Origin of the sequence: Vibrio sinaloensis (genome assembly GCF_023195835.1) — a bacterium.
GTDB lineage: Bacteria > Pseudomonadota > Gammaproteobacteria > Enterobacterales > Vibrionaceae > Vibrio > Vibrio sinaloensis_C.
Map to the genome: position 1 here is coordinate 874201 of NZ_CP096200.1, position 26184 is coordinate 900384.

15 protein-coding genes are annotated in these 26184 nt (G+C 49.8%); 12 read left to right on the top strand and 3 right to left on the bottom strand.

Annotation, left to right across the window (positions count from 1 at the left end):
- Nucleotides 1-34 precede the first annotated feature (34 nt).
- Together MTO69_RS17485 and MTO69_RS17490 are read left to right on the top strand one after the other, a co-directional pair.
- Complete coding sequence (locus MTO69_RS17485) at nt 35-460, top strand: GNAT family N-acetyltransferase (protein ID WP_248334711.1); 426 nt, start codon at nt 35-37, stop codon at nt 458-460.
- A gap of 182 nt (nt 461-642) precedes the next feature.
- Nucleotides 643-2289, top strand: coding sequence for a sugar nucleotide-binding protein (locus tag MTO69_RS17490; RefSeq protein WP_248334712.1), 1647 nt, complete (start codon nt 643-645; stop codon nt 2287-2289).
- An 83-nt stretch (nt 2290-2372) separates the two neighbouring features.
- On the opposite strand, the gene MTO69_RS17495 is transcribed toward MTO69_RS17490, so the two are convergent.
- Nucleotides 2373-4079 carry a phospho-sugar mutase gene (locus tag MTO69_RS17495; RefSeq protein ID WP_248334713.1) on the bottom strand — a complete coding sequence of 569 codons (1707 nt, stop codon included), beginning with the start codon at nt 4077-4079 and terminating at the stop codon, nt 2373-2375.
- Nucleotides 4080-4449: 370 nt separating this feature from the next.
- Between MTO69_RS17495 and coxB the strand changes: the two genes are divergently transcribed.
- The 4 genes from coxB to MTO69_RS17515 are packed head-to-tail and all read left to right on the top strand — an operon-like array spanning nt 4450 to nt 8712.
- Nucleotides 4450-5565 (top strand): cytochrome c oxidase subunit II, encoded by a 1116-nt coding sequence (coxB, locus tag MTO69_RS17500; protein ID WP_248334714.1) that lies wholly within the window; start codon nt 4450-4452, stop codon nt 5563-5565.
- On the top strand, nt 5562-7220 hold the full coding sequence (gene ctaD, locus MTO69_RS17505; RefSeq protein WP_248334715.1) for a cytochrome c oxidase subunit I: 1659 nt from the start codon (nt 5562-5564) through the stop codon (nt 7218-7220). Before coxB ends, ctaD begins: the two co-directional genes overlap by 4 nt.
- A gap of 8 nt (nt 7221-7228) precedes the next feature.
- Nucleotides 7229-7831: a cytochrome c oxidase assembly protein gene (locus MTO69_RS17510; RefSeq protein ID WP_248334716.1), complete on the top strand. Its 603-nt coding sequence runs from the start codon at nt 7229-7231 to the stop codon at nt 7829-7831.
- Nucleotides 7828-8712 carry a cytochrome c oxidase subunit 3 gene (locus tag MTO69_RS17515; RefSeq protein ID WP_248334717.1) on the top strand — a complete coding sequence of 295 codons (885 nt, stop codon included), beginning with the start codon at nt 7828-7830 and terminating at the stop codon, nt 8710-8712. The genes MTO69_RS17510 and MTO69_RS17515 overlap by 4 nt, the downstream gene beginning before the upstream one ends.
- 14 nt (nt 8713-8726) lie before the next feature.
- Here MTO69_RS17515 and MTO69_RS17520 read toward each other — a convergent pair whose 3' ends face one another.
- The gene (locus MTO69_RS17520) at nt 8727-8966 is read right to left on the bottom strand and encodes a DUF2909 family protein (protein ID WP_248334718.1); all 240 of its coding nucleotides are present in this window, start codon (nt 8964-8966) and stop codon (nt 8727-8729) included.
- Nucleotides 8967-9027: 61 nt separating this feature from the next.
- On the opposite strand from MTO69_RS17520, the gene MTO69_RS17525 reads away from it, so the two are divergent.
- The 5 genes from MTO69_RS17525 (at nt 9028) to aroG (ending at nt 13474) form a co-directional block, all read left to right on the top strand.
- Nucleotides 9028-9705: an SURF1 family protein gene (locus MTO69_RS17525; protein ID WP_248334719.1), complete on the top strand. Its 678-nt coding sequence runs from the start codon at nt 9028-9030 to the stop codon at nt 9703-9705.
- A complete protein-coding gene (locus tag MTO69_RS17530) occupies nt 9698-10246 on the top strand; it encodes a hypothetical protein (RefSeq protein ID WP_248334720.1) in 549 nt (182 codons plus the stop codon). Before MTO69_RS17525 ends, MTO69_RS17530 begins: the two co-directional genes overlap by 8 nt.
- Before the next feature lie 17 nt (nt 10247-10263).
- Nucleotides 10264-11298 (top strand): COX15/CtaA family protein, encoded by a 1035-nt coding sequence (locus tag MTO69_RS17535; RefSeq protein WP_248334721.1) that lies wholly within the window; start codon nt 10264-10266, stop codon nt 11296-11298.
- A complete protein-coding gene (cyoE, locus tag MTO69_RS17540; protein WP_248334722.1) occupies nt 11291-12193 on the top strand; it encodes a heme o synthase in 903 nt (300 codons plus the stop codon). Before MTO69_RS17535 ends, cyoE begins: the two co-directional genes overlap by 8 nt.
- Before the next feature lie 225 nt (nt 12194-12418).
- Nucleotides 12419-13474 carry a 3-deoxy-7-phosphoheptulonate synthase AroG gene (aroG, locus tag MTO69_RS17545; RefSeq protein WP_248334723.1) on the top strand — a complete coding sequence of 352 codons (1056 nt, stop codon included), beginning with the start codon at nt 12419-12421 and terminating at the stop codon, nt 13472-13474.
- A gap of 72 nt (nt 13475-13546) precedes the next feature.
- Here the strand turns inward: aroG and MTO69_RS17550 are convergent, their stop codons facing one another.
- Nucleotides 13547-15574, bottom strand: a complete 2028-nt coding sequence (locus MTO69_RS17550) for an alpha-amylase (RefSeq protein WP_248335611.1) — start codon at nt 15572-15574, stop codon at nt 13547-13549.
- Nucleotides 15575-16024: 450 nt separating this feature from the next.
- On the opposite strand from MTO69_RS17550, the gene MTO69_RS17555 reads away from it, so the two are divergent.
- The gene (locus MTO69_RS17555; RefSeq protein WP_248335666.1) at nt 16025-26149 is read left to right on the top strand and encodes a retention module-containing protein; all 10125 of its coding nucleotides are present in this window, start codon (nt 16025-16027) and stop codon (nt 26147-26149) included.
- Nucleotides 26150-26184: the final 35 nt, after the last annotated feature.

A 26184-nucleotide genomic window follows, 5' to 3' on the forward strand; every position in this document is an offset into this window, starting at 1 on the left:
TGTATCGATGTTATTCAAGGACAAGGAAGCCGTTATGAATGTTCAGTTCGTTCTCAATCCGCCCAAAAATATCAAAGATGTGATTTACTCTGGCCTTAAAGCATTCAATATGCAGCATTTCCCTAGCGAAGATATTCATAGCCTTGCCTGTTACGCTGAAGATGAAAATGGCGACTTTGTTGGTGGGCTCACAGGGGAGATCTTTACCAATACCTTGTTCGTTGAGTTTCTGTGGATTGATGAGTCTAAACGTCAATCAGGCACGGGATCGCTACTGATGGCAAAGGTCGAGCAAGAGGCCAAAAAACTCGGCGTCACTGACTTGTACCTCGACACCTATACTTTTCAAGCGCCTGGCTTTTACGCCAAACTTGGTTTTACTGAAGTTGGCCGTTACACCGGCTTTCCCACTCAAGGAATCGATAAAATCTTTTTGCAAAAGAAAATTCCTTCAGCTTAGAAGTGGCAGTGGATCGAGTTCCAGTCTGATGGCCGTCTCGTACCCGATTCGATTTAATGTCTGTCAGCTTTTCCCCCTACAAAACGTGTTATTCGACAAAGATTTTAGATCACTTCGGTTTTTTGAGTGGATGATTGTGCTTAACTCTATTGCCATGAGCATTTACACCCTAGCTAGAGAATATGAAAAAAGTATTGATGACCGGGCTCAGCGGAAGCCTAGGCCCAAAAGTTGCTGAGCAGTTTACCCGTCGAGGATGGACCGTCGTTGAATGGAATCACCATCAAATCTCCCCAGACAATCAAGAGCAAAGTGAAACGTTTTGGCAAGAAGTGGATGTAGATGCGGTTTGTCACATGGCGATGGGCAGTGAGCAATGGGCCCAATGGCTCGCGCAACGCAGCGCTTGGAAAAGTATCCCTTATTTGTTTGTCAGTACGGCAATGGTCTTTGATGCTGAGCAAAATGGTCCTTATAGCATTTTTAGCGAACGCAACACCAAAGAAGAGTATGGTTTGTACAAAATGCGCAGCGAAGATGCGATTTGGGCGGTGAACCCAAGTGCTATGATCGCGCGTATAGGCTGGCAGATTCATGATGTCGCTGTTGGCAATAACATGCTAGCTCACCTTGACCAACAGCAGAATGAAAAAGGTTTCATCACGGCAAGTACCGCCTGGCTCCCTGCTACATCACACATGGAAGACACGGCAATCGGCTTTCTACAATTGATCGAAAGAAACGAAGCGGGTTTATATCATCTTGATAGTAATGCCAAGCAGGGTTGGAGCTTTTATCAGTTGGTTTGCGCGCTAAAACAAAAGTACGCGAAACCGTGGCAGGTTATTCCGAGTAATGACTATCAACATGATCAGCGTTTGCATGATGACAGAATCGCCTTACCACCTCTGAGTGAGCGGTTTGATGAACCAAGGTTGATCAAGACCGCTGGTATAGTCGGGTTACATTGGGGGCGGACGCACATTCCACACTATCGTGCTTCTGGAGTAGAAGTCACAACGCTCTGTGCAAGAACGCAAACTGAGTTGGAGCAAGTATGCGAACAAGAAGGCGTTAGCAATGCGACAACCGAAATGGTTGACCTCAATTCGATGGATGTGGTGACGGTCGCAACGCCGGCGGCTTTGCATGCTACTGCGATTGATATCATTTCTAAGCCCTTTATCGTGTGCGAAAAGCCCTTGGTCGGCTTAGAAGGCGCAACACAGTCTTGGCAAATTCCAGACAAACGGATTTTGGTCAACTATGCGTTTAGCCAACTGCACACGGCAAAACGGATCGAGCAGTGGTTAAAGACCCAGCGTAAACCCTGTCGAGTCAATTTGAACTCGAGAGTGAATTTGTCTGGTGACTATTCACTTAAGCAATGGTTTGTTGAAACGGTGAGTCATCCGGTTTCTTGGTTGCTACATTGCTTCGGAGCGGTGAGTCAGTGTCAAGTAGAAGAAACCGTCGAACAGCTAGTTATAAGTTTGAATATTGGTGAACATTCACTGACCGTTAATTTTTGCATCGGCGGTCCTGCGGGAATTGAGCACGATTTAGAAATACATAGTGATCAACGTTTACAGAGTAAAGGATACTACCGAGTAGGTGAAAAATGGCGATTCGAGCCCACTTTAGTGGACGGCATAGCGATTGACTCAGGTGAGTACAGTAAAACAGACTGTTGGCAGGATGCGAATAAGCGAAGCATTGCACTGATGATGGCGATGTTCAATAAAAGCGTCGACTGGGAGTTTGGTCTCAGCCTTGGTGCTTTCGACTGTGAGAAAGCGATCGCTATCGAACGCTTGTTTGAGCTCTAAGTCATCAGAAGCGACATCATCTTATTGAACTGGGGAGCACACTTGGCTCCCCATTTTGTCGGTTATAACAAGCTCAAATTAGGTCACAACAAGCTGTGCTGATGCTCTGAAATCAACATACTCATCGATTCTGACGCCTTTTCAAATACTTGTTCAAGCGAATCACTATCAGAGAAAGGTTCAATCACCTCGTAATAGCATTTGAGTTTCGGCTCCGTACCTGACGGACGCACGATCACCCGCGCTCCTCCTGACAAGTGATAAATGAGCACATCACTTGCTGGCAGGTTGATGACCTCTGTGGTGCCATCGGCAAAGGTTTTGGTTAATGACTTGAGATCTTCGCTGATTTCAACTGCTCTTCCAGCAATCATCGTCGGTGGTTGAGCGCGGAGTTTGTCGCCGATTGGGGGCGATGTCGGATCTAGTGCGATACTACGCTGCGCATTGAGATACATCCCATGTTGGCGATAGAGCTGTTCCAATTGATCCCAAATGCTCTTTCCTTGGCTCTTTAGCTCGGCTGTGAGCTGAGCAAAAGCGACCAACGCCGAGAGCCCATCTTTATCCCATACCTGTTTACCAATGGTATAGCCAAGCGCTTCTTCGTAAGCGAATAAGAACTGCCGCTCATCGCTTTGTTTTTGCATCGCGACATTGGTCAGCCACTTAAACCCCGTCAGAGTTTGATAGTAGTGTGCGCCGTGGGCAGAGGCTATTTTGTTGAGCAAGGTCGAGGAGACAATGGTATTGCCGACTAATTGTTTATTCGCCTCGGTTTGCGATAGTAGATAATGACCAAACAGAGCGCCGACTTGGTCGCCGGTTAACATCTGATAATCACCATCGGGTTTGCGCACAGCGACAGCGAAGCGGTCTGCGTCTGGGTCATTCGCGCAAGCGAGATCGGCGTTGTGCTGTTTGGCAAGCGCCATTACTTTATCCATCGCCCCAGCTTCTTCAGGGTTGGGGAAGTTGACAGTCGGGAAGGTGCCGTCCGGCTCGCGCTGCTCTTTTACACTGTAAACCTGAGTGAAGCCTGCATCATTGAGCAAGGTTTCTGCCATAACGGCACCGACACCATGCATGGCGGTATAGGCGATAGCCACCTGCTCTGGTTGATGGCGTTTTTGCAGCAAAGGGTTGTGGTTCATCGCTTGGCGATAGGTTTGGTAGTAATCCTCTTGTAACCAAGTGAGCAAGCCTTGTTTTTCGGCATCAGCCAATGACATCAAAGGAATCGGTTTGGTGGCAGCGATGTCTATTTCGGCGGCGATACCGGAATCGTGCGGCGGAATTATCTGTGCGCCGTTGTCCCAGTAAACTTTAAAGCCATTGTATTGCGGTGGATTGTGGCTGGCCGTGACAACAACCGCGGCGGCTGCATTAAAGTGTTTGACCCCAAAGGCGACGATTGGCGTCGCGGCGACGGTGTGGGTAAGGAACACTTTGATCCCCAACGCGGTCAGCACACACGCGGTATCGTGGGCAAATTGCTTCGAATCGATACGCCCATCATAGCCAATCACAACGCCACGATTTTTGGCATCGGCGACTTGCTGCACTAAATAATGCCCCAGCCCAGCAGCGGTTTCTTGGATCACTAGACGGTTCATTCTATTGGGACCACAACCCACTTCACCGCGTAACCCCGCGGTACCAAATTCGAGTCGCTGTCTGAATCGGTCTTCTAATTCGGTCAATGCTTGTTGATCAATAAGGTGTTGAAGCTCTTCTCTTGTGTGCGGATCGGGATCTTTTTCCAACCAGTGGGTCACGTTATCCATCATCTTATCTACCTATCTATTTATTTGAGGTTACTCACTAAGTCTATGTGATTTCACACCATTCGCATCAATTTAGTTGATATTGATTCTCATTACATAGAGCGCAATCGCTAAAACTGCCGATGGAAGTGGGCCTAGCGATTTCATTAGCACTTTCTTGCACAATCTGGAAACGCCAACTAACGTTTATTAACATAAATATAACAATTTACACATTATTTGCGTTTTAACTGCATTTTCTAAGGTCCAAAAGTAGCTTGGTACTTTCTTGCCTAATGAGCACGGTGAATGGCTCGAGTACCCACCACGCATGATGCTGCGGCAGAGGAGAGATCTTTTGAAACCATCACACAGTTCAGTTCTAGTGCTTGTTATGTCTGCGATATTCGCAGCCGGTACTGCACGTGCTGAAAGCAACAGTTACAACATGACGCAAGGGGTGACGGAGATTAGCGGTCAGGTGTATGACCTGCATATGCTGATCTTCTACATTTGCTGTGCCATCGCGTTGGTGGTGTTTGGAGTGATGTTTTACTCCATGTATCACCATCGCAAATCGAAAGGTGCGGTGGCCGCTAATTTTCACGAAAGTACCAAAGTGGAAGTGATTTGGACGGTCATTCCGATTGTGATTCTGGTGCTTATGGCGATTCCTGCTACCAAGACCTTGGTTGCGATGGAAGACACCTCCCGCTCGGATCTCACGGTCAAGATCACCGGCTCGCAATGGAAGTGGCACTACAGCTATTTTGGCGAGGATGTAGAGTTTTTTAGCTTGTTAGCGACCAGTCAAAAATCGATTGAGGGTATTGAAGAAAAAGGTGCCCACTACCTATTGGAAGTCGATAATCCCCTTGTTTTACCCATCAACCGTAAAGTGCGCTTTTTACTCACCTCAGACGACGTTATTCACTCTTGGTGGGTGCCTGATTTTGCGGTCAAAAAAGACACCATTCCCGGTTTTATCAACGAAGCATGGACACGTATTGATAAGCCCGGAATCTATCGTGGTCAATGTGCTGAGTTGTGTGGTCGTGCTCATGGCTTTATGCCAGTGGTGGTTCATGCCATGGAAGAGCAACAATACGATGAGTGGCTGTTAGCCAAGAAAGCGGAAATTGCTAAAGCGCAGCAAGAGGCAGCAGCCTCTTTGACCGCGTCACTCTCCTTGGACGAACTGATGGCGATTGGCGAAAAGGTTTATCTCGACCGTTGCGCTGTGTGTCACCAAGCCAACGGGGCGGGGATTGCGGGGGCGTTTCCGGCGATTACCGCCAGCAAAGTGGCGACCGGAGCGGTTGAGCCGCACATCGATGTTGTGGTCAACGGGCGCGCAGGCACCGCGATGCAAGCATTTGCCAATCAGCTAACCGATAAAGAAATTGCCGCCGTTGTCACCTATCAACGCAACGGACTAGGTAACAGTGTCGGTGATGTGGTTCAAGCCTCAGATGTAAACCAGTTTAAGGCGTCTAAGGAGGGACAATGAAAACGTCCAAACCTGATAGTGTAATCGAAGACAAAACCAAGTTTGCTCCTGCTGCTGACGGCGACATCTCACGTGCAAATAGCACCATTGCGATTGAGGAAGACGACCATCATCACGCGCCAAAGGGGATCACGCGCTGGCTCTATTCGACCAACCATAAAGATATAGGCACCCTCTATCTTTGGTTCAGTTTTATTATGTTCCTCACTGGCGGAGCGATGGCGATGATCATCCGCGCCGAGCTTTTCCAACCGGGTTTGCAGTTGGTTGAACCGCAATTCTTTAATCAAATGACCACGGTGCATGGTTTAGTTATGGTGTTTGGTGCCGTCATGCCTGCCTTTACTGGACTGGCTAACTGGATGATCCCAATGATGATTGGTGCGCCAGATATGGCGCTGCCACGCATGAACAACCTCAGCTTCTGGATTCTTCCGTTCGCGTTCGCCATCCTACTTGCATCGCTGTTTACCGAAGGGGGTGGTCCCGATTTTGGCTGGACATTTTACGCTCCGCTATCCACCACTTATGGCCCTGATAGCACCGCACTGTTCGTCTTTTCGGTCCATATTATGGGGATTAGCTCCATCATGGGCGCGATTAACGTCATTGTCACTATCGTCAATATGCGCGCACCGGGCATGACCTGGTTCAAGATGCCGATGTTTGTTTGGACATGGTTGATCACCGCCTTTTTGTTGATTGCGGTGATGCCAGTGCTGGCTGGGGCGGTGACTATGGTCTTGACCGACAAGTATTTTGGGACCTCTTTCTTTGATGCCGCTGGGGGCGGCGATCCGGTGTTGTTCCAGCATATCTTCTGGTTCTTTGGCCACCCCGAAGTCTACATCATGATCTTGCCTTCGTTTGGCATTATCTCCGCGATTGTGCCCGCATTCAGCGGTAAAAAGCTGTTTGGTTACCACTCGATGGTATACGCCACGTGCAGTATCGCTCTGCTCTCTTTCTTAGTCTGGGCGCACCATATGTTTACCACTGGTATGCCGGTGTTCGCCGAGCTATTTTTCATGTACTGCACCATGCTCATCGCGGTGCCCACTGGGGTGAAAGTGTTTAACTGGGTCGCGACCATGTGGCGAGGTGCCATGACCTTTGAAACGCCGATGTTGTTTGCGATTGCCTTCATTATCCTCTTTACCATAGGTGGGTTTTCCGGCTTGATGCTGGCGATTGTCCCCGCCGACTTCCAATACCATGATACCTACTTTGTGGTCGCGCACTTTCATTATGTGCTGGTGTCTGGCGCGGTGTTCTCGATTATGGCCGCTGCCTATTACTGGCTACCGAAATGGACCGGACATATGTATGACCAGCGGCTGAGTTTGTGGCATTTCTGGTGTTCGGTTATCTCGGTCAATGTGCTGTTTTTCCCGATGCATTTCCTCGGGCTTGCGGGGATGCCACGCCGAATTCCCGATTACGCGATTCAATTTGCCGATGTGAACCAAATCGTCTCGATTGGTGGCTTTGCGTTTGGCCTGTCGCAACTGATTTTCTTGTGGCTGGTGATCAAATGTATTCGCGGGGGTGAACAAGCGGCGGCGAAGCCTTGGGAGCGAGCCGAAGGCTTAGAGTGGACGGTTCCAAGCCCGGCGCCACATCATACCTTTGATACTCCGCCGAAAATTGACTAGGGGGCGCTATGAGTCTCGCCAATCACGCCAATCAAAGATTAACCTTAAAGCTGGTGGCTGCGGTGGTGGCGATGTTCGGCTTTGGTTTTGCGCTGGTGCCTTTGTATGACGTGATGTGCGAAGCGCTAGGAATCAATGGCAAAACCAACAGTGAGTCGGTTTTGCAGCCGCAAGGGATGGTGCCTGATACCTCAAGGGTGGTGCGCGTCGAGTTTATGGCCCACAACCACCATAACGTCCCCTGGCGGTTTGAGCCGGAGAGAATGTCGATGGATGTTCATCCGGGCGAAGTGATTCAAACCGCCTATCGAGCTGAAAATATCTCTGCACGCGACATTGTTGGGCAAGCCGTGCCTTCCGTCTCTCCCGGAATGGGCGCCAGTTATTTTAACAAAATCGAGTGTTTCTGTTTCAACCAGCAACCACTAAAGGCTTCGGCGAGCGCTGAGATGCCGCTGATCTTTTATATTGAACCTGATATTCCCGAGTCGATTCACACACTGACGTTGTCCTATACCTTGTACGATATCAGTGAGCAAGCGACGGTGACCGAATTCGCCAAGGCGTCAACTTCACAAAGCCCTGACGCCGTGCAAGGAGCAACGCCATGAGTTCAAAACATCAACCCTATTATGTTCCAGCCCAAAGCAGCTGGCCGATAGTCGGAGCCATCGCCCTGTTTTTGATTGCCGTTGGCGCAGGGCTGACAGTGCAAAATATGGATGAGGGTGGGGATGGCAGTGTGTTTGGCAAGCTCATTCTGCTGTCGGGGTTTCTATTCCTGCTCTATATGTTTGCCGGGTGGTTTAGCCATGTCATTGCTGAATCAATGAGTGGTAAGTATTCCGCGCAGCTTTCACGGTCTTTTCGTCAAGGGATGAGCTGGTTTATCTTCTCTGAAATCATGTTTTTTGGCGCCTTCTTTGGTGCGCTGTTTTATGCACGCATGATTTCGGTCCCTTGGCTGGGTGGCGCGGGTAATAATGCTATGACAGCCGAAGTGTTATGGCCCACCTTTGAAGCGATATGGCCACTGACTCTGACCCCAGGTGGCGAAACTACCACTGCGATGCCTTGGCAGGGGTTACCCTTAGTCAATACCATCATCTTACTTACGTCCTCGATTACGCTGCATTTTGCCCACGTCAGTTTGGAGCAAAACAAACGCATGGCACTGATTGTTTGGTTAGAAATTACCATCGTCTTAGCCTGCTTCTTCTTGTACTACCAAGGTGTGGAGTACGTTCACGCCTATCAAGATCTCGGCTTAACGCTGCAATCTGGTATTTATGGTAATACCTTTTTCTTGTTGACCGGTTTCCACGGTATGCACGTGCTATTAGGGACGATTTTCTTAATTGTGCTGCTGGCAAGAGTGGCGAAAGATCACTTTACGCCGAGCAATCATTTCGCGTTTCAGGCAGGCAGTTGGTATTGGCATTTTGTCGATGTGGTCTGGTTGTGCCTATTCATCTTTGTCTACGTTATTTAACTCGGGTAGAGAGACTAGAAAGGGCGACTGTTGGGCTCAATTAGCCCACTGAGCAGGGCGGCGACCAACAAAATGATCGCGAGGGCAGAGAGAAAAACACGGCGGCCGAGGTAGAAACTCATCGGTTTATCATCAGGACTGGAGTCTTGTTGTTCTTCCTGCTCGCCCTTGACCATCTCGAACATGGCTCGACCAAGGTTTATTAAGATGAAAAGCAGTAGCAGAAGCAGTAATAGCTTAAAGATAAACACCATAACGAGTTCCTTTGCGGCTCGGTTTATAACATTACGTTTTGTCGGGGCTTGTCTGTTAACTGTGGTTGCGTTTTGGCTATTGATCAACTTGGGTTTGTGGCAGCTCTCAAGAGCGGATGAAAAAAGTGCGATACAGCAAAGAGTTAGTGAGCGAGAAAATTTGGCTCCGATTGCGCTATCGGCACTCAGCCCCCAACAACTCATCCAGCCGACAGGCCTCAAAGTGACGTTTTTGGCAACACCGGTGGCCGGCAAGTATCTGCTGCTCGATAACCAACATTTTTCAGGTGAGGTTGGCTATTTGGCGCTGCAACTGATGCGCACAGAAGACAATCAGTGGGTATTGTTAGAGCGCGGGTTTGTTGGTGCCCCTTCGACTCGCGAGCAGCTTCCTGCCGTAAAATGGCTGACAGAACCAAGACAGGTGGTTGGCCGAATCTACCGCAAGTCTTTCAACCCGCTCAGTCAAGATCTGTTTATGGAGCGTGGGGAAACAAGTCGGATTCAAAATCTAAATTTCGCCCAACTAGAGAGTGAGTGGCAAATGACGTTAGAACCTTATGTGGTGCAGCCCATTGAACCCAATTGGCCCTATCCTCAGCCATGGCAACCCATCTCGATGAATGCTGAGAAGCACCAAGGTTACGCCGTGCAGTGGTTTGCGATGGCGTTTGTATTGGCGCTGTTGTCACTTTTTTTACTGGTTAGGACACTCAAGCAAGGAGCTCGCTATGATTAACCCAGTGTATCGAGGTCGATTGATTTTTATCGCATTAGTGCTGCTGTTCGCTCTGCCCGCGGTGATCGCCAAAACTGTGCTCAGTCAGCATTGGTATCAGTCAGGGGTGACCAACAAAGGGGTGCTGATTGAACCTACCTTGACCCTTTCTGCGCTCGATATCGACAGTCCGTTGCTGCACAAACAGTGGCAGTTGGCTTACGTGGTGCCTGAGCAGTGCGATGCCTTTTGCCAGCAGCAAATTTATCTGCTGGGGCAAAGTCATATTGCGCTTGGCAAGTATCAACAGCGTGTGCAGCCGGTGTTAATCACTACCCCGAGCAGCGCTAAGTCTTCACCTAGCTGGGATGCGTTTTCCAAGCTTCAAGTCGCACCCAGTTTTACTGAGCATGTGGGTCAGTTTGAGTTCGTGATCGTCGATCCATTAGGCCAGTTGGTGATGCGCTACCCCAAAGCTGAGTCTGAGGAACAGCTTACCGCCCAAAGCAAAGGGCTACTGGCAGACCTACGCAAACTGCTTAAGTTGTCTCGTGTTGGTTAATGGCAAGGAGTGCCGAGATGAAGTTGATACATCTAGTTAGATTGAGCCTAATGGTGACTTTTATTGTGGTGATGTTGGGTGCCTACACTCGGTTGGCGGATGCAGGATTGGGCTGCCCCGATTGGCCCGGATGTTATGGTCACTTAACTGTGCCGAATGAAACCCATGAAATCGCTTTGGCGCAGTCTTTATTTCCCAGCTTAGTTATTGAAGAAGATAAAGCTTGGCTGGAGATGATCCACCGTTACGTCGCCGGTGCTTTAGGTTTGATCGTCTTTGCGATTACTTTTGTCGGCTTGAAAACGCGCCAACTGCCCCTGTTTCTATCGGTCGCGGTAACCACTGTAGTGGTGTTTCAAGCCTTGCTAGGGATGTGGACGGTTACTATGAAGCTGATGCCCATTGTCGTAATGGGGCACTTGTTGGGAGGCTTTACCTTGTTTAGCTTGCTGGCTCTCTGCCATTGGCATTTGCAGCGGCAAAGCTCCATCGAACCCAGTCCTTCAGTTCCGCAACGTTTACGTCCATTGGCTGTCGTCACCCTATTGGCGGTGGTGGCTCAGATCGCGCTGGGCGGGTGGACATCGTCAAACTATGCGGCGCTGATGTGTACCAGTTTACCGATCTGTGAGGGCAACTGGACAGCTTATCTCGACTTTGCCACCGCGTTTGATTTGATACAACCGCCACAAGAGAGCTATGAGTTTGGCACGCTAGATTATGCCGCTCGAATGACGATTCATGTCATCCACAGGTTCGGAGCCATGGTGGTCAGTGTGCTGGTGCTGATGCTGGCATATCGGCTGTATAGCACCGGCCAGCCTGAGCTGCGTAAACTGACGCTTGGCTTACTCGTCATGCTAGCGGTGCAAATTGGTTTAGGGGTAGGTAATGTCCTGCTAAGTCTGCCATTGGTTATTGCGGTGGCGCATAACTTGGGGGCGGCATTACTGCTGCTAACGGTACTTCGCATTAACTATCTGCTTTGGGCTGCGCGCGAACCGCGTCTGGTTAGGTCAAATTCGTTGTCTAAGGAGAGCGTCCATGAGTAAGACTATTTCATTAAACACGACCAGTGAAAAAGGGATTTGGAAGAGCTACCTTACCTTGACCAAGCCTAAAGTGGTGGCGCTGATGCTGCTAACGGCGCTGGTGGGAATGTGCTTAGCGGTGCCGGGGGCGTTGCCGGTTCAAGCTTCTGTGCTTGGCCTGATAGGAATCGGCTTGATGGCCGGCTCGGCAGCGGCTTTCAATCATCTTATTGATCAAAAAATCGATGCCATTATGGCGCGGACTTATCAACGCCCTCTACCTCAGGGTAAGCTGCGCTCCGTTCATGTGTTCTCTTTTGCGGCGTCACTGGGCTTGGTTGGATTTTTCATCTTATACGTAGGCGTGAATGCGCTGACCGCTTGGCTAACTTTCGCCAGCCTGCTGGGTTATGCCGCGGTTTACACGCTCTATTTAAAACGAGCCACACCGCAAAATATTGTGATTGCAGGCATTGCTGGGGCGATGCCTCCATTATTGGGCTGGACTGCCGTGACTGGAGAGATGCATGCCAATGCGTGGCTATTGGTGATGATTATCTTCATCTGGACGCCGCCTCATTTTTGGGCACTCGCCATTCATCGCAAAGAGGATTACGCCAAAGCTGACATTCCAATGTTGCCAGTCACCCATGGGGTGGAATACACCAAAACCTCGATTTTACTCTATACCGTGCTATTGGCGATTGTCTGCACTCTACCCGCCTTGGTCGGCATGGCTGGCCTTGTTTACTGGGTCGGCGCCATGTTACTTAGCGCTGGCTTTATTTATCACGCTTGGAAGCTGAAGTTTCGCCCACAAGCAAACTCGGCAATTGAAACCTTTAAGTTCTCTATCTATCAGTTGATGCTGCTGTTTATGTTGTTGCTGCTTGACCATTATTGGGCAGGATTTTAATGGTTTTGAGCAGCAAGAGGCATCTCAGTGTGGGTGTAATTATTAATTTACAGTCTATGTAAAATGTAAAAACAGCAGAAATATTGCCTTTTATTGAAAATAGTGGTTGCAAGCTTGGTTTTTGATAGATAAGTTACAGAGACAGGACCAAGATAGCGTGAGCGTTTTTTCACCACCTTTTTTGAGTGTCGCGCTCCATTAAAGAGAAATAGGAAGAAGTAAGCAATGTTTCAAACCGATGATGTACGAATTAATAAAGTCAAAGAATTATTACCACCAGTTGCCGTTTTAGAGAAGTTTCCTGCGACAGAATCTGCTGCTTCGACTACGTTTCGTTCACGTGAAGCCATTTCTAATATTCTAAAGGGCAAAGATGATCGCCTGTTGGTGATCATCGGCCCATGTTCAATTCATGACCCAGAAGCGGCGATTGAATACGGTAAGCGACTAAAAGTACTGCGTGATGAACTCGGTGATCGCCTAGAAGTCGTGATGCGCGTCTACTTTGAGAAACCACGTACCACGGTGGGTTGGAAAGGTCTGATCAATGACCCTTATCTGAACGATACGTTTAAAATCAATGATGGACTGCGTATGGGCCGCAAACTGCTGCTCGACCTGACCGACATGGGCATGCCAACGGCGAGTGAGTTCCTCGATATGATTTCACCGCAATACGTTGCTGACCTTATCAGCTGGGGTGCCATTGGCGCGCGCACCACTGAGTCTCAGGTGCACCGTGAACTGGCGTCGGGTATCTCATGTCCAGTGGGCTTTAAAAACGGCACCGACGGCAACATCAAAATTGCTTCAGATGCGATTCGTTCAGCCAGTGCCTCGCACCACTTCCTGTCAGTGACTAAATATGGCCACTCTGCGATCATTGAAACGGCGGGTAACCCAGATTGTCATATCATTTTACGTGGTGGTAAAGAGCCAAACTACAGTGCCGACCATGTTGGCGCGATCAAGCAAGAGCTGGAAGCCTCTGGCCTACCTCAGAAAGTGATGATTGACTTTAGCCATGCCAACAGCTCGAAGCAGTATCAACGTCAAATGGTGGTGGCTGACGATGTCGCCAGCCAAATCTCTGGGGGTGAAGAGGCAATCTTCGGTGTGATGATTGAATCGCATTTGGTTGAAGGTCGTCAGGATCTGGTTCAAGGTGAAACCTTAACCTACGGCCAATCTATTACCGATGCGTGTATCGGTTGGGATGACACCGAAAAAGTACTTCGCCAACTGGCTGACGCTGTGGCAGCGCGTCGCAACAACAAGTAACCATATTATGTAAAAAAGCTCCCTCGGGAGCTTTTTTGGTTTTTATGCCACTAAATTGATGGCTATTTGATATTAGCGCCCCACATAGGCCACCACCACCTTGTCTTCCCCTAACGTTCTTGAGAACACATAGGCATTCTGGTTAGCAATCTGTTTGTGCACCCCAGCGCCAATCGCAGGGTGACTCTGGCGGAACTTGCCTAAGATTTGCCAGTGTGATAACAACTGCTGGCGCTGCTCATCCAGTTTCCACACCATATCCGAGCGCGTGCCTTGATGGAAATCATCTGCGTATGGACCTAGCTCTCGACCCACTTCATCACCGTAGTAAATCTGAATCGCGCCAGGGCTCAGCAGCAGCGCATTGGCTGCATTACGTTGCATGTCAAAGGATTTAAAGCGGTTGAAGAATAGCTCAGTGTCGTGTGATGACATATAGCTAACAGGCGTGAAGTCTGGCGTCGATTGAATGGAATCCGCGTAGTTCTGATAGACATCCTGCATCTGGCTGAAACAGGCCGCGCCTTTGTCGAGCTTTTTCTGCATATCGAAGTTGATCAACGCATCAAAGCCTTGATCGGCATAGGGCGAACGGTAGGCCGAGTGTCCCCATACTTCACCCATCATCCAAAATGGTTCGCCTTGTTGGCCGTTCTGTGCGCGCCACTGTTCGAGGCTTTCGCTGGCGGTCTGTTTCAGTTGGAGCCACACATCCCCTTCGACGTGTTTCACGGTATCAACTCGAAACCCATCAATGCCGAAACGTTTCACCCAGTCGGATTGCCATTCCACCAAATAATCGGCGACTGTATAATTCTCTCGCGCCTGTACGCGTGTGCCAGGGTTATTCAATAACCACTGTGGCGGTGTCACGGTTTGCTCTGACTCGGTTTGAAAGTCAGGCAACCCAGCTAAGTTCATCGTGGTATCGCTGCTGCCTGGCTGTGGGTAGCCTGGTAGACCCGCACGCACCCATTCTGGTCCCCACCAAGTTGCCCACTGCTCGCTTTGATAGTCAATCGCGTTGTTAAAACTGTGCCAGTTCTCTCCAGCCTTTGGCGCCCATTGGGCCCATTGGTTTGGCATTTTGTCACGGTTGACCACTTGAATATTATCAAGCTGAAGGTCGGCCAATGTCGCATAGCCAGCATGGTTGAGGACAGCGTCGAGCAATATTTTGATCCCTCGTTTATGTGCCTCTGTGACTAGCTGACGAAGATCGTCTTCGCTGCCAAAGTTTTGATCGATCTTGGTGAAATCTCGCGTCCAATAGCCATGGTAGGAGTAGAAAGGAAAACTGCCACTCTCGCCGCCGCCAACAAAGCCGTGTACCTGCTCAACGATGGGCGACAGCCAAATCGCATCGGTACCTAAACTCTGAATGTAATCTAGCTTCTCAATCACCCCTTTAAGATCGCCACCGTGAAAGGTGCCCACTTCTTGTTGGTTATCTTTTTGCCGTCCGTAACTTTGATCGTTACTGCTATCGCCGTTATGGAAGCGGTCCACCATAACAAAGTAAATATTGGCGTTGTGATAGCTAAACTCGGGAGCAGTCGCCGGGGTATCAACGGCTTCAAGTAACACTAAGCCGCCGCTAGTTGCAGAAGGCGTCAGTGTGACTTGGCCATTTTTGACGACCACCTCTTGGCCGCTCAATGCATCCCTAAGTCGCGTTCCCTCCGCAAATGTGGCGTCTAAGGCGATAGTCACTTCATCACCGCTATAGACTTCGCATTGAACATTCGGGATTGGGCGGACAAAGGTTTTGCTGCTCTTTTTGGCCTCACGGGCGACTGTTAAGGTGTGGTTCTGCGCATCATACGCAAAAGAGTAGTCGCCGTTAAAGCGTATCTTCAGCGGCAATTGGGTCTCTTTGCCACAGTTTAAGTTTAGTGGACGGCGAAATTTTACTTTCTGCTCAGCTACCTCAGCACACTGACCATCGATACCTGTAATAGTGATTTGGTAGGTGTCTTTAGTGAGTGGCAGTACGATTGGCTCTCCGCTATGCAAGGGAAAATCTCGGCTGGTAGTGGTGGTCGACAGCGTTAGGCTTGGGCTGGCCATCACAGCCGTGCTTATGGCGCACGCCAGCATAGTGATGGGATAAGTTACAGAGTTGTTCACGTTACATCCTTGATGTTGTTGCTTTTATACTCATTTACCTTATCTGCCTGTTTATCACTCGACATCATTCCTCCTTTCTACGCCCTAAAAACAGAGCTATTTCACAGTTCACCGAGGAAAGGATGAGTAGCTGATGAAATGTAGCGAATCACCCTTATGGCTCGATGTGAATTGAGGCTAAAGATGTTTCAAAGTTGAGATTTTTGGTCATTTATTTTCCACATTTGTCGTGTTGGATCTTTTGTGTACCCCAGCTTTACTTGGATTCACTCATATTAGTTAAGTCTTATTAACTTATAGGTTGATATTTAAGAGTGGTTTTGTGAGCAAAGTTTGTTACTTTTAGCGCATAACTTTAAAAATGAAACAAAATATTACTATGCCCTAATGCTGTTTTGGGGTGATTTATCGGGGACCTTTATGGATGTAGATGTTGTACGCCAGCCTGCTGTTGTAAAACAGGTGAGTGGTGATGTAGTCGTTGTAAACCCTCAAGGTGTTGCAAGAAAAGTGTCAGTCGGTGATGCAGTGAACTCGGGTGAAATCATCCTCACATCCAATCAGTCGAACCTACTGCTAGAAAACGCCAGAGCAGAGTTTAGTGTTGATGCGAATAGCATCGCCGTTGAAGATGGCCTAAACGGCTGGGGCACAGCACCTATTGCCGGCGAAGTCAGCTTTGACCCATCGCAGCTCAATAACGCGGCATTTACGCCAGAAGAGCTAGCGGCCATTCAAGATGCAATTTTGGCGGGCGCCGACCCGACAGAGATCCTCGAAGCAACCGCCGCAGGTGGCTCAGCGGGCTCTGCCAACGCAGGTTTTGTCACCATCGACTACAATGGTGCAGAAGTGTTGGCGAGCACCTTCTTTGAAACCTCAGGTTTTTCAACCCAAGCCGTCGATGACAATGACGATTCGCAACGTCCGTTTGTGTTTGCCAATGGTGGTGAATCCATAAGTAGCACTTTAACCGAAGGCGCTTTCTCGCTCGGTACCTATCCTCAATCGACGACCAATTCGGTGACGATTACCGCAGGCGATTTGGCCCTTGATGCAGGTTCGTTTGTGCCGAAATCTGTTTCTCTGGCGTCACTGTTGAGCGAGCTCAATTCAGACATCACATCTAACGGCCAAGCGGTGAGCTTTAGCTATGACTCTACGCAAAATGCCATTGTCGGTGTTCTCAATGGAGAGCAAGTACTCACTATTGCAATTGAAGCCAATAATCTCGGAGATGATGTTTCCCTAGATCTGGTCACAACCGTCTACCAGCCCATAGATCATATTCCTTCTGTCGGTGGCGGTCAGGTTGCGTTTAGCAATGATCAAATTGTTATCTCGTTTGAGCTTGAGGGCAAAGACAGCGGCGGCAATGCGATTCGAACCCCGATTGATGCTCAAATCACGATAGCGGATGGCGCTAATGCTGAGTTTACCTCCATTGACAATGCTGCGGTCTATGAAGCGGGGCTGGTGGATGGCTCTGTTGTCGGCCCAACTAACACTGAATTTACTGGTAGCTTGAATGGTGCGTTGGGCAGTGATCAGATTACGCAGATGCAGATTGATGTCGATGCGTTTAATGCCGCGCAGCAGCAGTCAGCAATTACTGCCCAAGGTCAAGTGATGACTCTCGAAGCCGTTGACGGCCAGTCGGGCGTATATTTGGGTTACATCCTGCTTGGCGATAAGCGAGTCGATGTCATCAAAGTCACGATTGGTCCGGTAACTAACAGCGATACCGCCTTTAGCGCAGAGTACAAAGTCGAGCTTCTGGATGAGCTTGACCAGCGTCAGCAGGGAATGGACACGCTAACGATTTCACTACCGGTTTACGTGACCGATGCGGATAATGACCAGTCACAACGCTCGCAGTTAGTGATTAATGTCGGCGATGACCAGCAGGTGGTGGTTGACAGCAGTTTAAGCCTTACAGAGCCAGAATATGGGTCGACGCAGGCGAGCAGCGAAATCGATGTGATTAGCCAAGCGGGTGCCGATCATGGTCAAGTGACCTCGTTCACCTTTGATGACAAGGTGTACCTGCTTGAAGAGGGAAGAACCGAGTATTCCGTCGCCGATGGCACAGTTAAATTGAGTGCCGATGGCAAGCTGTCATTTGTTGCCAATAGCGATCTTGACCACTCGGCGGGCGACACCATCCAGCACACCATGGTGGTCACTGTGACCGACCAAGACGGTGACCAATTGACCAGTAAGGTTGATATCACCATCGCCGATGGGCAAGACCCAGTGATCAGTGGCATTAGCGGCGCAGAATTGTTCGAAGCTGGGCTAGACCATGGTTCGAAAGTGGGTGACACGGACATAACCGCGACGGGCAAGATTGATTTCCTCACGGGTAGCGATCAAGTGGTCTCGATGGGTATTGATGTCGATGCTTTCAATCGTTCATCAACACTGACATCCGCAGGTCAGAAAGTGTTACTCGAACAGGACTCGGCAGGAGTCTATAAGGGTTATATCAAGCTCGGGGATAAACAGATCGAGGTGTTGACCATCAACTTAGAAAAGCTGGGTGAGTATCGGGTGACACTACACAAAGAGGTCGACCACCCTGCTCAAGGTCAAGATAGCCTTGATATCGCCATTCCTGTTTATGTGGTGGACAGCGACAATGACCACTCAGCGCCGAGTCAGTTGATGGTGCGTATTGGCGATGATCTGCAAGTCGTTGCCAATGGCAGCTTAAGTGTGACCGAGCCAAACCATGAGAGTACAGCAACCAGCAACCAAGTTGACGTGATCACTCATGCTGGTGCCGACCAAGGTAAGGTTAGCGCGTTCACATTTGATGGCACTCCGTACACAGTGAGTTCGGGCCAAACCCACTACTCGGTTACCGATGGTACCGTGGTGATCACCACAGATGGACGATTATCCTTTGTTGCCAACAGTAATCGGGACCACTCTAGCAGTGAAACCATCCAACATACCATTGTTGTCACGGTCACCGACCAAGATGGTGATACGCTCACCAGCACGGTAGAGCTTGCCATTAAAGATGGCAGCAACCCCGTCATCAATAGCATCAGCGCAACTGAGCTGTTTGAGGGCGGCCTCAGTGATGGCTCAACGCTTGGTGGAATCGTGACGACAGCCAGCGGTTCGATTGATGTGGCGACGGGCAGTGACAAAGTGGTCGCACTGCACATAGATCTCAATACGCTCAATAGCAGTTCGACGCTCACCTCTGCTGGGAAGCCAGTGGTGTTTGAGGCGTTGTCATCCGGCGTGTATCGCGGCTATATCACCACCGATACGGGTAAAGAGATCGACATACTTTCGATTCAGCTCGATCAAACTCACTTTGATAAATACCAGGTGACATTGCTTGATCAAGTTGACCATCCGACCCAAGGGCAAGATAACCTAGTCGTTAACCTTCCGGTAATCGCGGTCGACAGCGATGGGGATCATTCTTTAGCGGTCAACTTACCGATTAAGTTGGTCGACGATACACCTACCTTAGCCAATATTAGCCAGACTCATGTTGTCGATGAGGATGACCTTGCCACTGTCGGCTCTGATCAGAGTCAGCGACCACAAGTTAGCGGCACATTCGATGTGAGTGAAGGCGCAGACAGTGTCGTTAAATATCAACTCGCTGATGCGGATAAAATTCTTGAAGATTTGACCAGTGGCGGTGAAGCGCTCTCATGGCGCGCTGTGACCCAAAGTGGGACCGAGTTTAGTTACACCGCGGAAACCGCAAGCGGAGAGGCGGTGTTTAGCATCGTTTTCGACACGGCTGACAATAGTTACCGTTTTGAACTGGTTAAATCCCTCGATCACCTTGCTGGTGGTGGAGAAAACAGTGTTCAGCTCAATTTTACTATCAAGGCCACTGACTTTGATGGCGATGAGAGTAATGTGATCACTCTGCCGATTCGCGTGGTTGATGATATTCCGACCTTAACGCAGCAGTCGCTAACCGTTGAAGAGGGAGAGCACTGGAGCAATACCGTCCAACTGTTTGCCGCCCAAACAGATAAGGGCGCCGACAATGCTGCTTTGACCTCGATTGAGGGTACCCAAGATAGTCATGGCGTACAAATTGTCTTTAGGGAAGGCAATGGTGACCTTGCATCCAGCGTTGATTTGGCGTCAGGTTCTCACGATCTGTTTGTGTATGAACAGACCACAGGTTCAGATGGTCAGGTTACTCAGCGTCATATAGGCTGGCTAAAAGTGGATACCGATGGCTCAGTGACATTCGCTGCTGCTCCAAACCTTAAGCACAGCGGCGACGAGATTAAGTTTACCGTCAATCTAACCGCGACCGACGGCGACAAAGATACTTCTGTCGTGCCATTAGACATCACCATTACCGACCATAAAGCGCAGCCGATTGCTTTGGCAGTCAAAACCTTTGAAGATGCTGGTCGCGATAGCCAAATTAAATACGCGACAGGCGATGAGCCAGAGCGAGAAAACGCGCAAGACAATCAACAAGGCTTGGCCGACTCGCCGGCCAAAGTGGCGTTAGCGGTGAACTTGTTTGACCAAGATAACGCAGAAAAAATTGGCCAGCTAGTGATTCAACATGGCCAGCATCGCGGTAGCTTTTTCTATCTAAAAGACGGTGTGTACCATCAGTTAGAGACCAATGCAGATGGCGACTTAGTGTTGGCAAAAGATCAGATTGTGCAGAGCTTTAGCACAACGGACGGCCATACCACCGCCACGATTGAAAACCTCTATTTTGTGCCGGATCGAAATCTTTCGACCAATGGCCGAGGGGTAGACATCAACTATCAGCTGCAAATCGATAACCATGGAACGCTAGATCATACCTTGGACTCGAGCTTCAATATTGAGGTGGAGAGCGTTGCAGATATCGCAACCTGGGATGATGGCAACAGCCAATATCATTACGTGTTAACCGAAGATGGCGATAGCGCCAAGTTAGATCTTCAAGCGGTAACCCAAGATAGCACCAGACCAGAAACCATTCGTTATGAGCTGCGAGTGACTGACGGAGCAGGGCATTTTGAGCTGATTGGTAAAGATGGCAATCCGCTGAGTGCAGATAAAAACGGCGTTTATCATGTCTCGTCAAAAGACATAAATGCCATTCAGGTCAATCCAGATGACCATTTCGCCGGCACCATTAAGCTTGAAGCGGTTGCTGTCACCCGGGAGCGCAACAATCCATTGGCGGGTAAGCGCGAGGCACATTCAGAGCCAAAAGAGTTGGTCTTTGATGTCACGCCGCAGGCGGATAAAGCCAGCTTTAGCGTTAGTCGCATCCATATTTTTGAAGATAACGCCGCCTCGCAAGATACGCTAGACCCGACTAGCGATCGCAATCCACTGACGCTTGATGAAGTGATTTCCATGTCGCCTTCGTTAGACGGTGACGGCTCGGAAACCCTGTATGTGCGTATTTCGGATCTCACCCAAGGCGCTCAATTAAAGTGGGCGGGAGCGGGCAGCAGTCTTATCACTGAGGTGACAGAGAATGGCCACACTTACCAAGAAATTGCCTACGACCAGTTGCACAACGTCGAAGTGATCCCGAAGTTACATAGTAACGAGGATTTTACCTTTAAGGTGACGGGTGTGGTCAAAGATAGCGCCACTCTGACTAGTGGTGTGGCGGTAAATGAGCAAGTTCTTGAGACCAAAACGGTTAACGTTGAGGTCAAAGGGGTGGTGGATATTCCCAAAGGGGATGCTTCCGGCTCGGGATGGACCAGCTTCGAAGAAAACGGCCAGCAGGGTCTGGAAATTACCGTCAAGGAAAACAACGACGCGAAGTTGAACTTCACTATTCACTCTGGCGAGCATGCGGATAACAGCAATGATCACTCCGAGTCTGTGACTGTGTTGCTGTCAAACATTCCACCGGGTGTGGTTATCGAAGACGCTGATGGCAAGGTTATCGATCTCAACTTTACCGGTTACGATGCCAATGGCCAGCCCGTTTACGAGGCCAACATCACTCAAGAACAAAACCAGACCGGTATTATTATCAAACCGGTGCACTCGTCGACTGAGAATATCGATTTAACCGCCACCATTATTGTCACGGAAAATGACGGCCACAGCCGAACGTTTGAGCAGTTAGTACGGGTCAAAGTTGAGCCTGCGATTAATACCACCCAAGACTATCTAAACAGCTCACAAGGTGATGAAGATAGCCCAATCAATATTCGCTGGTATCCGGAAGGGGTCGATTACCCAGACAGTGATGAACATGTCACATCGATTACCATTAGTGGTATCCCTGACGGAGCGACCGTCTATGTGGCAGGAACGCTAGTTAATGTCATCAATGGCAGCATCAACATCACATCAGCCAGCGGTCAGTCGGTGCAAGACTTTACTCAGGATGCGCTCAAGCCTGGTTTTGTGCAGATTGTACCGGCCAAAGACTCGAGTACTGACTTTGTGTTGCAAACCGAAGTCAAGATTGAAGAGGTTAACCATGAGCATGCGATTGGCCAGCCCACGAATGAGATAGAGCGCGCGCAAGCGACCTTGCACGGAACGATAACTGTCAAAGTGAATCCGGTTGTCGAGCCACGAGATGCCAATAATCGACTGGTGGTTGAGAGCGAAGCGGGCGTTGCAGGCAGCAGTGTTGCCGCCAATCCGGACGGCAGTATTCACTTCACCACCAACAGCGCTAAAGCGAATCAAAGCGGAGAATTTGTGATTCGTTATCAAGAGACGGATGACTCTGGATCAGCGGGTGAGCCGAATGAAGTGGTGACTCAGCTAGTGGTGCAGTTTAGCGTGACTGGTGAGCAGGTGATGGACCAGTTGTTTATTGATGGCGCCGTTTACGAAGGCGCTGGGCGCTGGGTTATCACTAATGAACAAGCATTTAGCATTAAAGCGCCCAATGGTTTGTCTTATTCGCTCAACGGCAAGCAACACAGTGATATCGGACTGACGATCTTCGCCGAAGTGGTAGATAAAGGGGATGACGGCAGTAAGCGCAGTGATGTCGAGCAACGCTCTACCAGCGTCACTTTGTCGTTTCCTGCGCATCTTGATGACGGTGATTACAAAGCCGGTGAACTTGATTTGACCGACAATCAAATCGTGACAGGCACCGAGGATACGCAAATAGACCTTGGCACGCAGCTTGAGCCTCTATTGAAAGTGCTATCTCATGATGGTCACGAAGATGTTATTACACTGGTTATCGATAGCAATACCTCGGTGGGTAAGATTGGTATCGAAGGCGCCAGTGAAGACTTTACCGATGGTCGGTATGTGTTCAAAGCGACACTCACCGCAGACGGCAAGATCGCCGGTTTGGATGGGCTAACCATTACTCCGCCGAAAGACTACTCGGGTGATTTTGAGTTGCCGATTACCGTGATCACGACCGACAGAGTGTCGGGCGACGAACTCACTCGCGCTGAGTCGGTGGTGGTTCAAGTTAAGCCAATCGCTGATGTGCAGACGGACCACGCGCCCACAATCAAGGTTGAGGTGACAGGCTCACTCGACGACAGCTTCAATCCTATCGACCAAGATGGGCAAGCGGGCGCCGATAAACTGGGTTATGAAGACAGCTACATTCAGCTTGCCTTTGGCTCGGTGTTTGCCGACCAAGTCACGGGCGTTGAGGGAGGCGTGGAAGCGCTGACAGCGATGACCTTGTCACTCGCAGATCCAACGCTTGGACAATTCTACGATCGCAGTGGGCATGCGCTTGGAACCACAGTGACCTTTAGTCAGCAACAGATTGCAGCAGGCGCGCTCGATGAGGTGTTGTTTAGAGCAAACCACAACACCCCAACGGCCAACAACCAAAACAAGGTATTGGTCGATGTTAGCGCTCAAGTCACCGATAGTGCACAGTTTAACGTCCCAGGGCATCAAGGCTCAGCCGAACACAAAGATACCTTTACCTCACAAGTGAGCTTTGAAGTGACTCCGGTACTCGACCCAGTGGTTGTCACCGGACCTGGAAGCGATCCGAGTCAGGTGATTGAGATTGTCGGGGATGAAGACCAGGCGATTTCGTTAGGGAGCACTTCTGGTTCTGTCGCAATCCAGCTCACTGATACCGATGGCTCAGAAAGCTTTATTTCGATTAAGTTTACCGGGGTACCGGATGGCTTCTTACTTAACGCAACCGATGGTTATACGGTGAAAAACAACGGTGGCGGCGAGTGGAGCGTAAAACTGCCAAGTGGCGTCAAAGACGAGATTGATCTGAGCAAGATTAGCGTTCAGCCGCCTAAGCATTTCAGTGGTACTGCGGAGTTTGGTGTCACGGTATTTACTCAAGAGTCACTACTGGGCGTACCCACGGCAGCGGCCAATCTTCCGAGCTTTAAGTTAACCGTCAATCCGATTGGTGACACGATTGATAGCGATGTCACCACCAGCGCATCTGGGATGGAAGGGCAAAATGTCGATATTGCCCTTAACGCAGCAGTGATTGATCGCGCTATGTCTGCTTCTGGCAGTGGGACTTACTTAGAAAACGGTGCCGAAACGCTGCGCGTGGAAGTGACGCAAGTGCCCGATGGTGCTTCCATCTATTATCCCGATGGCAAACTTGCAGACTATAACGCAAGCACTGGGGTTTGGACTCTGGAAATAGATGCCCAGCAACTGGATAAGATCATCTTTAACTCTGGTGACCATAACAGTGATCAAGGCAATGCGTTGGGGATTGATGGCCCGATTCATATTGCCATTCAGTCGGTGGACAATGGGGCACTTGGTCCTAAGTCTGAATTTGATGTCGATTTGGTGATTGATCCCGTCAATGACCAGCCAACCTTTGCCAACGTGATTGACTTAGCAACATCGGAAGATGTTCTAGGCGGCCTCGCAATCAATCAATTTTCGATTGCGGATATCGACGCCACCTATGACGACCCAGATGCCAGCTATCAGCTCACGCTGAGCGCAAGTTCAGGTGCATTTACTTTCCTCAGCGATGCGAACGTTCAGTTCAGCGTCGCCGCTGATGGCAGCTTGATCGCTACGGGTAAACTGGCGGATATCAATGCAGCTCTGGCGACGGGCAAGGTTATCTTTGTGCCTGAACCTGATTTTAATGGCCAAGTCTCTGTGAAAGCGGCCATCAATGATGGCGGTAACAACGGTACCCACATCCCCGGTGATAGCTCAACCTCGTCCACCAATCAGGCCGATTTTGTTATCAATGTAACGCCAGTCAATGATAAGCCGGTGCTCGATATTGACGATATTACCTCACACATTAATGAAGATGTTAACCAGCAGATCAGCGGCATTTCAGTCAGTGACGTGGACTATGTCGGCGCGTCCAGTAATGACTTAATGACAGTGACGCTGAGTATTAGTGACGGCACGCTCTCTTTGGTTAAGCCAGTAGGCTCGAGCGTGACTGCGACTGGCGAAGGCACTGACACACTCACTTTGTCGGGCACACTGACTGACTTAAACGCACTGCTGGATAAACCAAGTAGCGCTAGTGTTGGCGTCTTTGTCGATGCGAGCTCAGTGTCGGCCAATAGCATCGAACTCGAGGTGACGGCAAAAGACAGCTGGAACTCTTCTGGCCTGGCGCTTGAAGCGGATCCAAAGAGTTACACCATTGCCGTCAATCCGGTAGCCGACGCGCCGACGCTGTCGATGAAGCCTCAATATGATTACAACCGGCACATGACCGTCAGTCACAATGCCAGCCTCAATGGCATTGCGGTGGTGGGCATCATGGCCGCTCTAACCGATAGCAGCGAAGCGCTTACCCTGGAAGTGAAAGGCGTACCGGCGGGAGCAACGATTGAGAGCAGCACTGGTTGGGTCAGACCGGATGGTGATGTATGGCACGTGTCATCAGATGCTATTCAAGGCCTGACGATCAAAGGTGCGCCAGAGGGCGACCACACCTTGCAGCTCACGGCGGTTTCGGAGGCATCTTCCTCAGGCAGTGTGGTTGATCGGGCCGAATCTGCTCAGCATATCGATCTTAACTTAACCGTGGTTGATAGTTTGGCTGATTTGAACATTGATCAAAGCACCGCGACTCATGCAGTGCGACTGGAGGGCAGTGGCGCGAATAGCACGCTAACTGGTGGAAGTGGTGACGATCTGTTAGTCGGCGGTGACGGCAATGACACCCTTATCGGTGGCGCGGGTGATGACCATCTACAAGGCGGTGACGGAGACGATATCCTCTATGGCGGCTTAGGCTCAGATATTCTTGTGGGTGGCACTGGCATGGATACCTATGTTTGGGAGCATATCGATGATGGTTCGCTCGATACCATCAAAGGTTTCCAAGTGAGTGAAGGGGATAAGATTGACTTGCGCGCAGTGCTGCCAGAGCTCAAGCAACCCTCACTGGATATGGACAGCTTGCTGGAACACCTAGATGTTAAAGTCGATGGCGATAACGTAGAGCTTCAGATCCACTCTGCGGGCGCTGATGCGCCAGAGCAGTCAATTGTGGTGGAAAACCTGGCTCACCAACTCGACAGTGGCTTTGATGCGATGTCGCAGCATGACATGGTTTCGTCGCTGCTAGAGCATGTTATGCTGCACGATAACAACTAAACTAAAGCTCCCCTGTTTCGGGGAGCTTTCAGTTT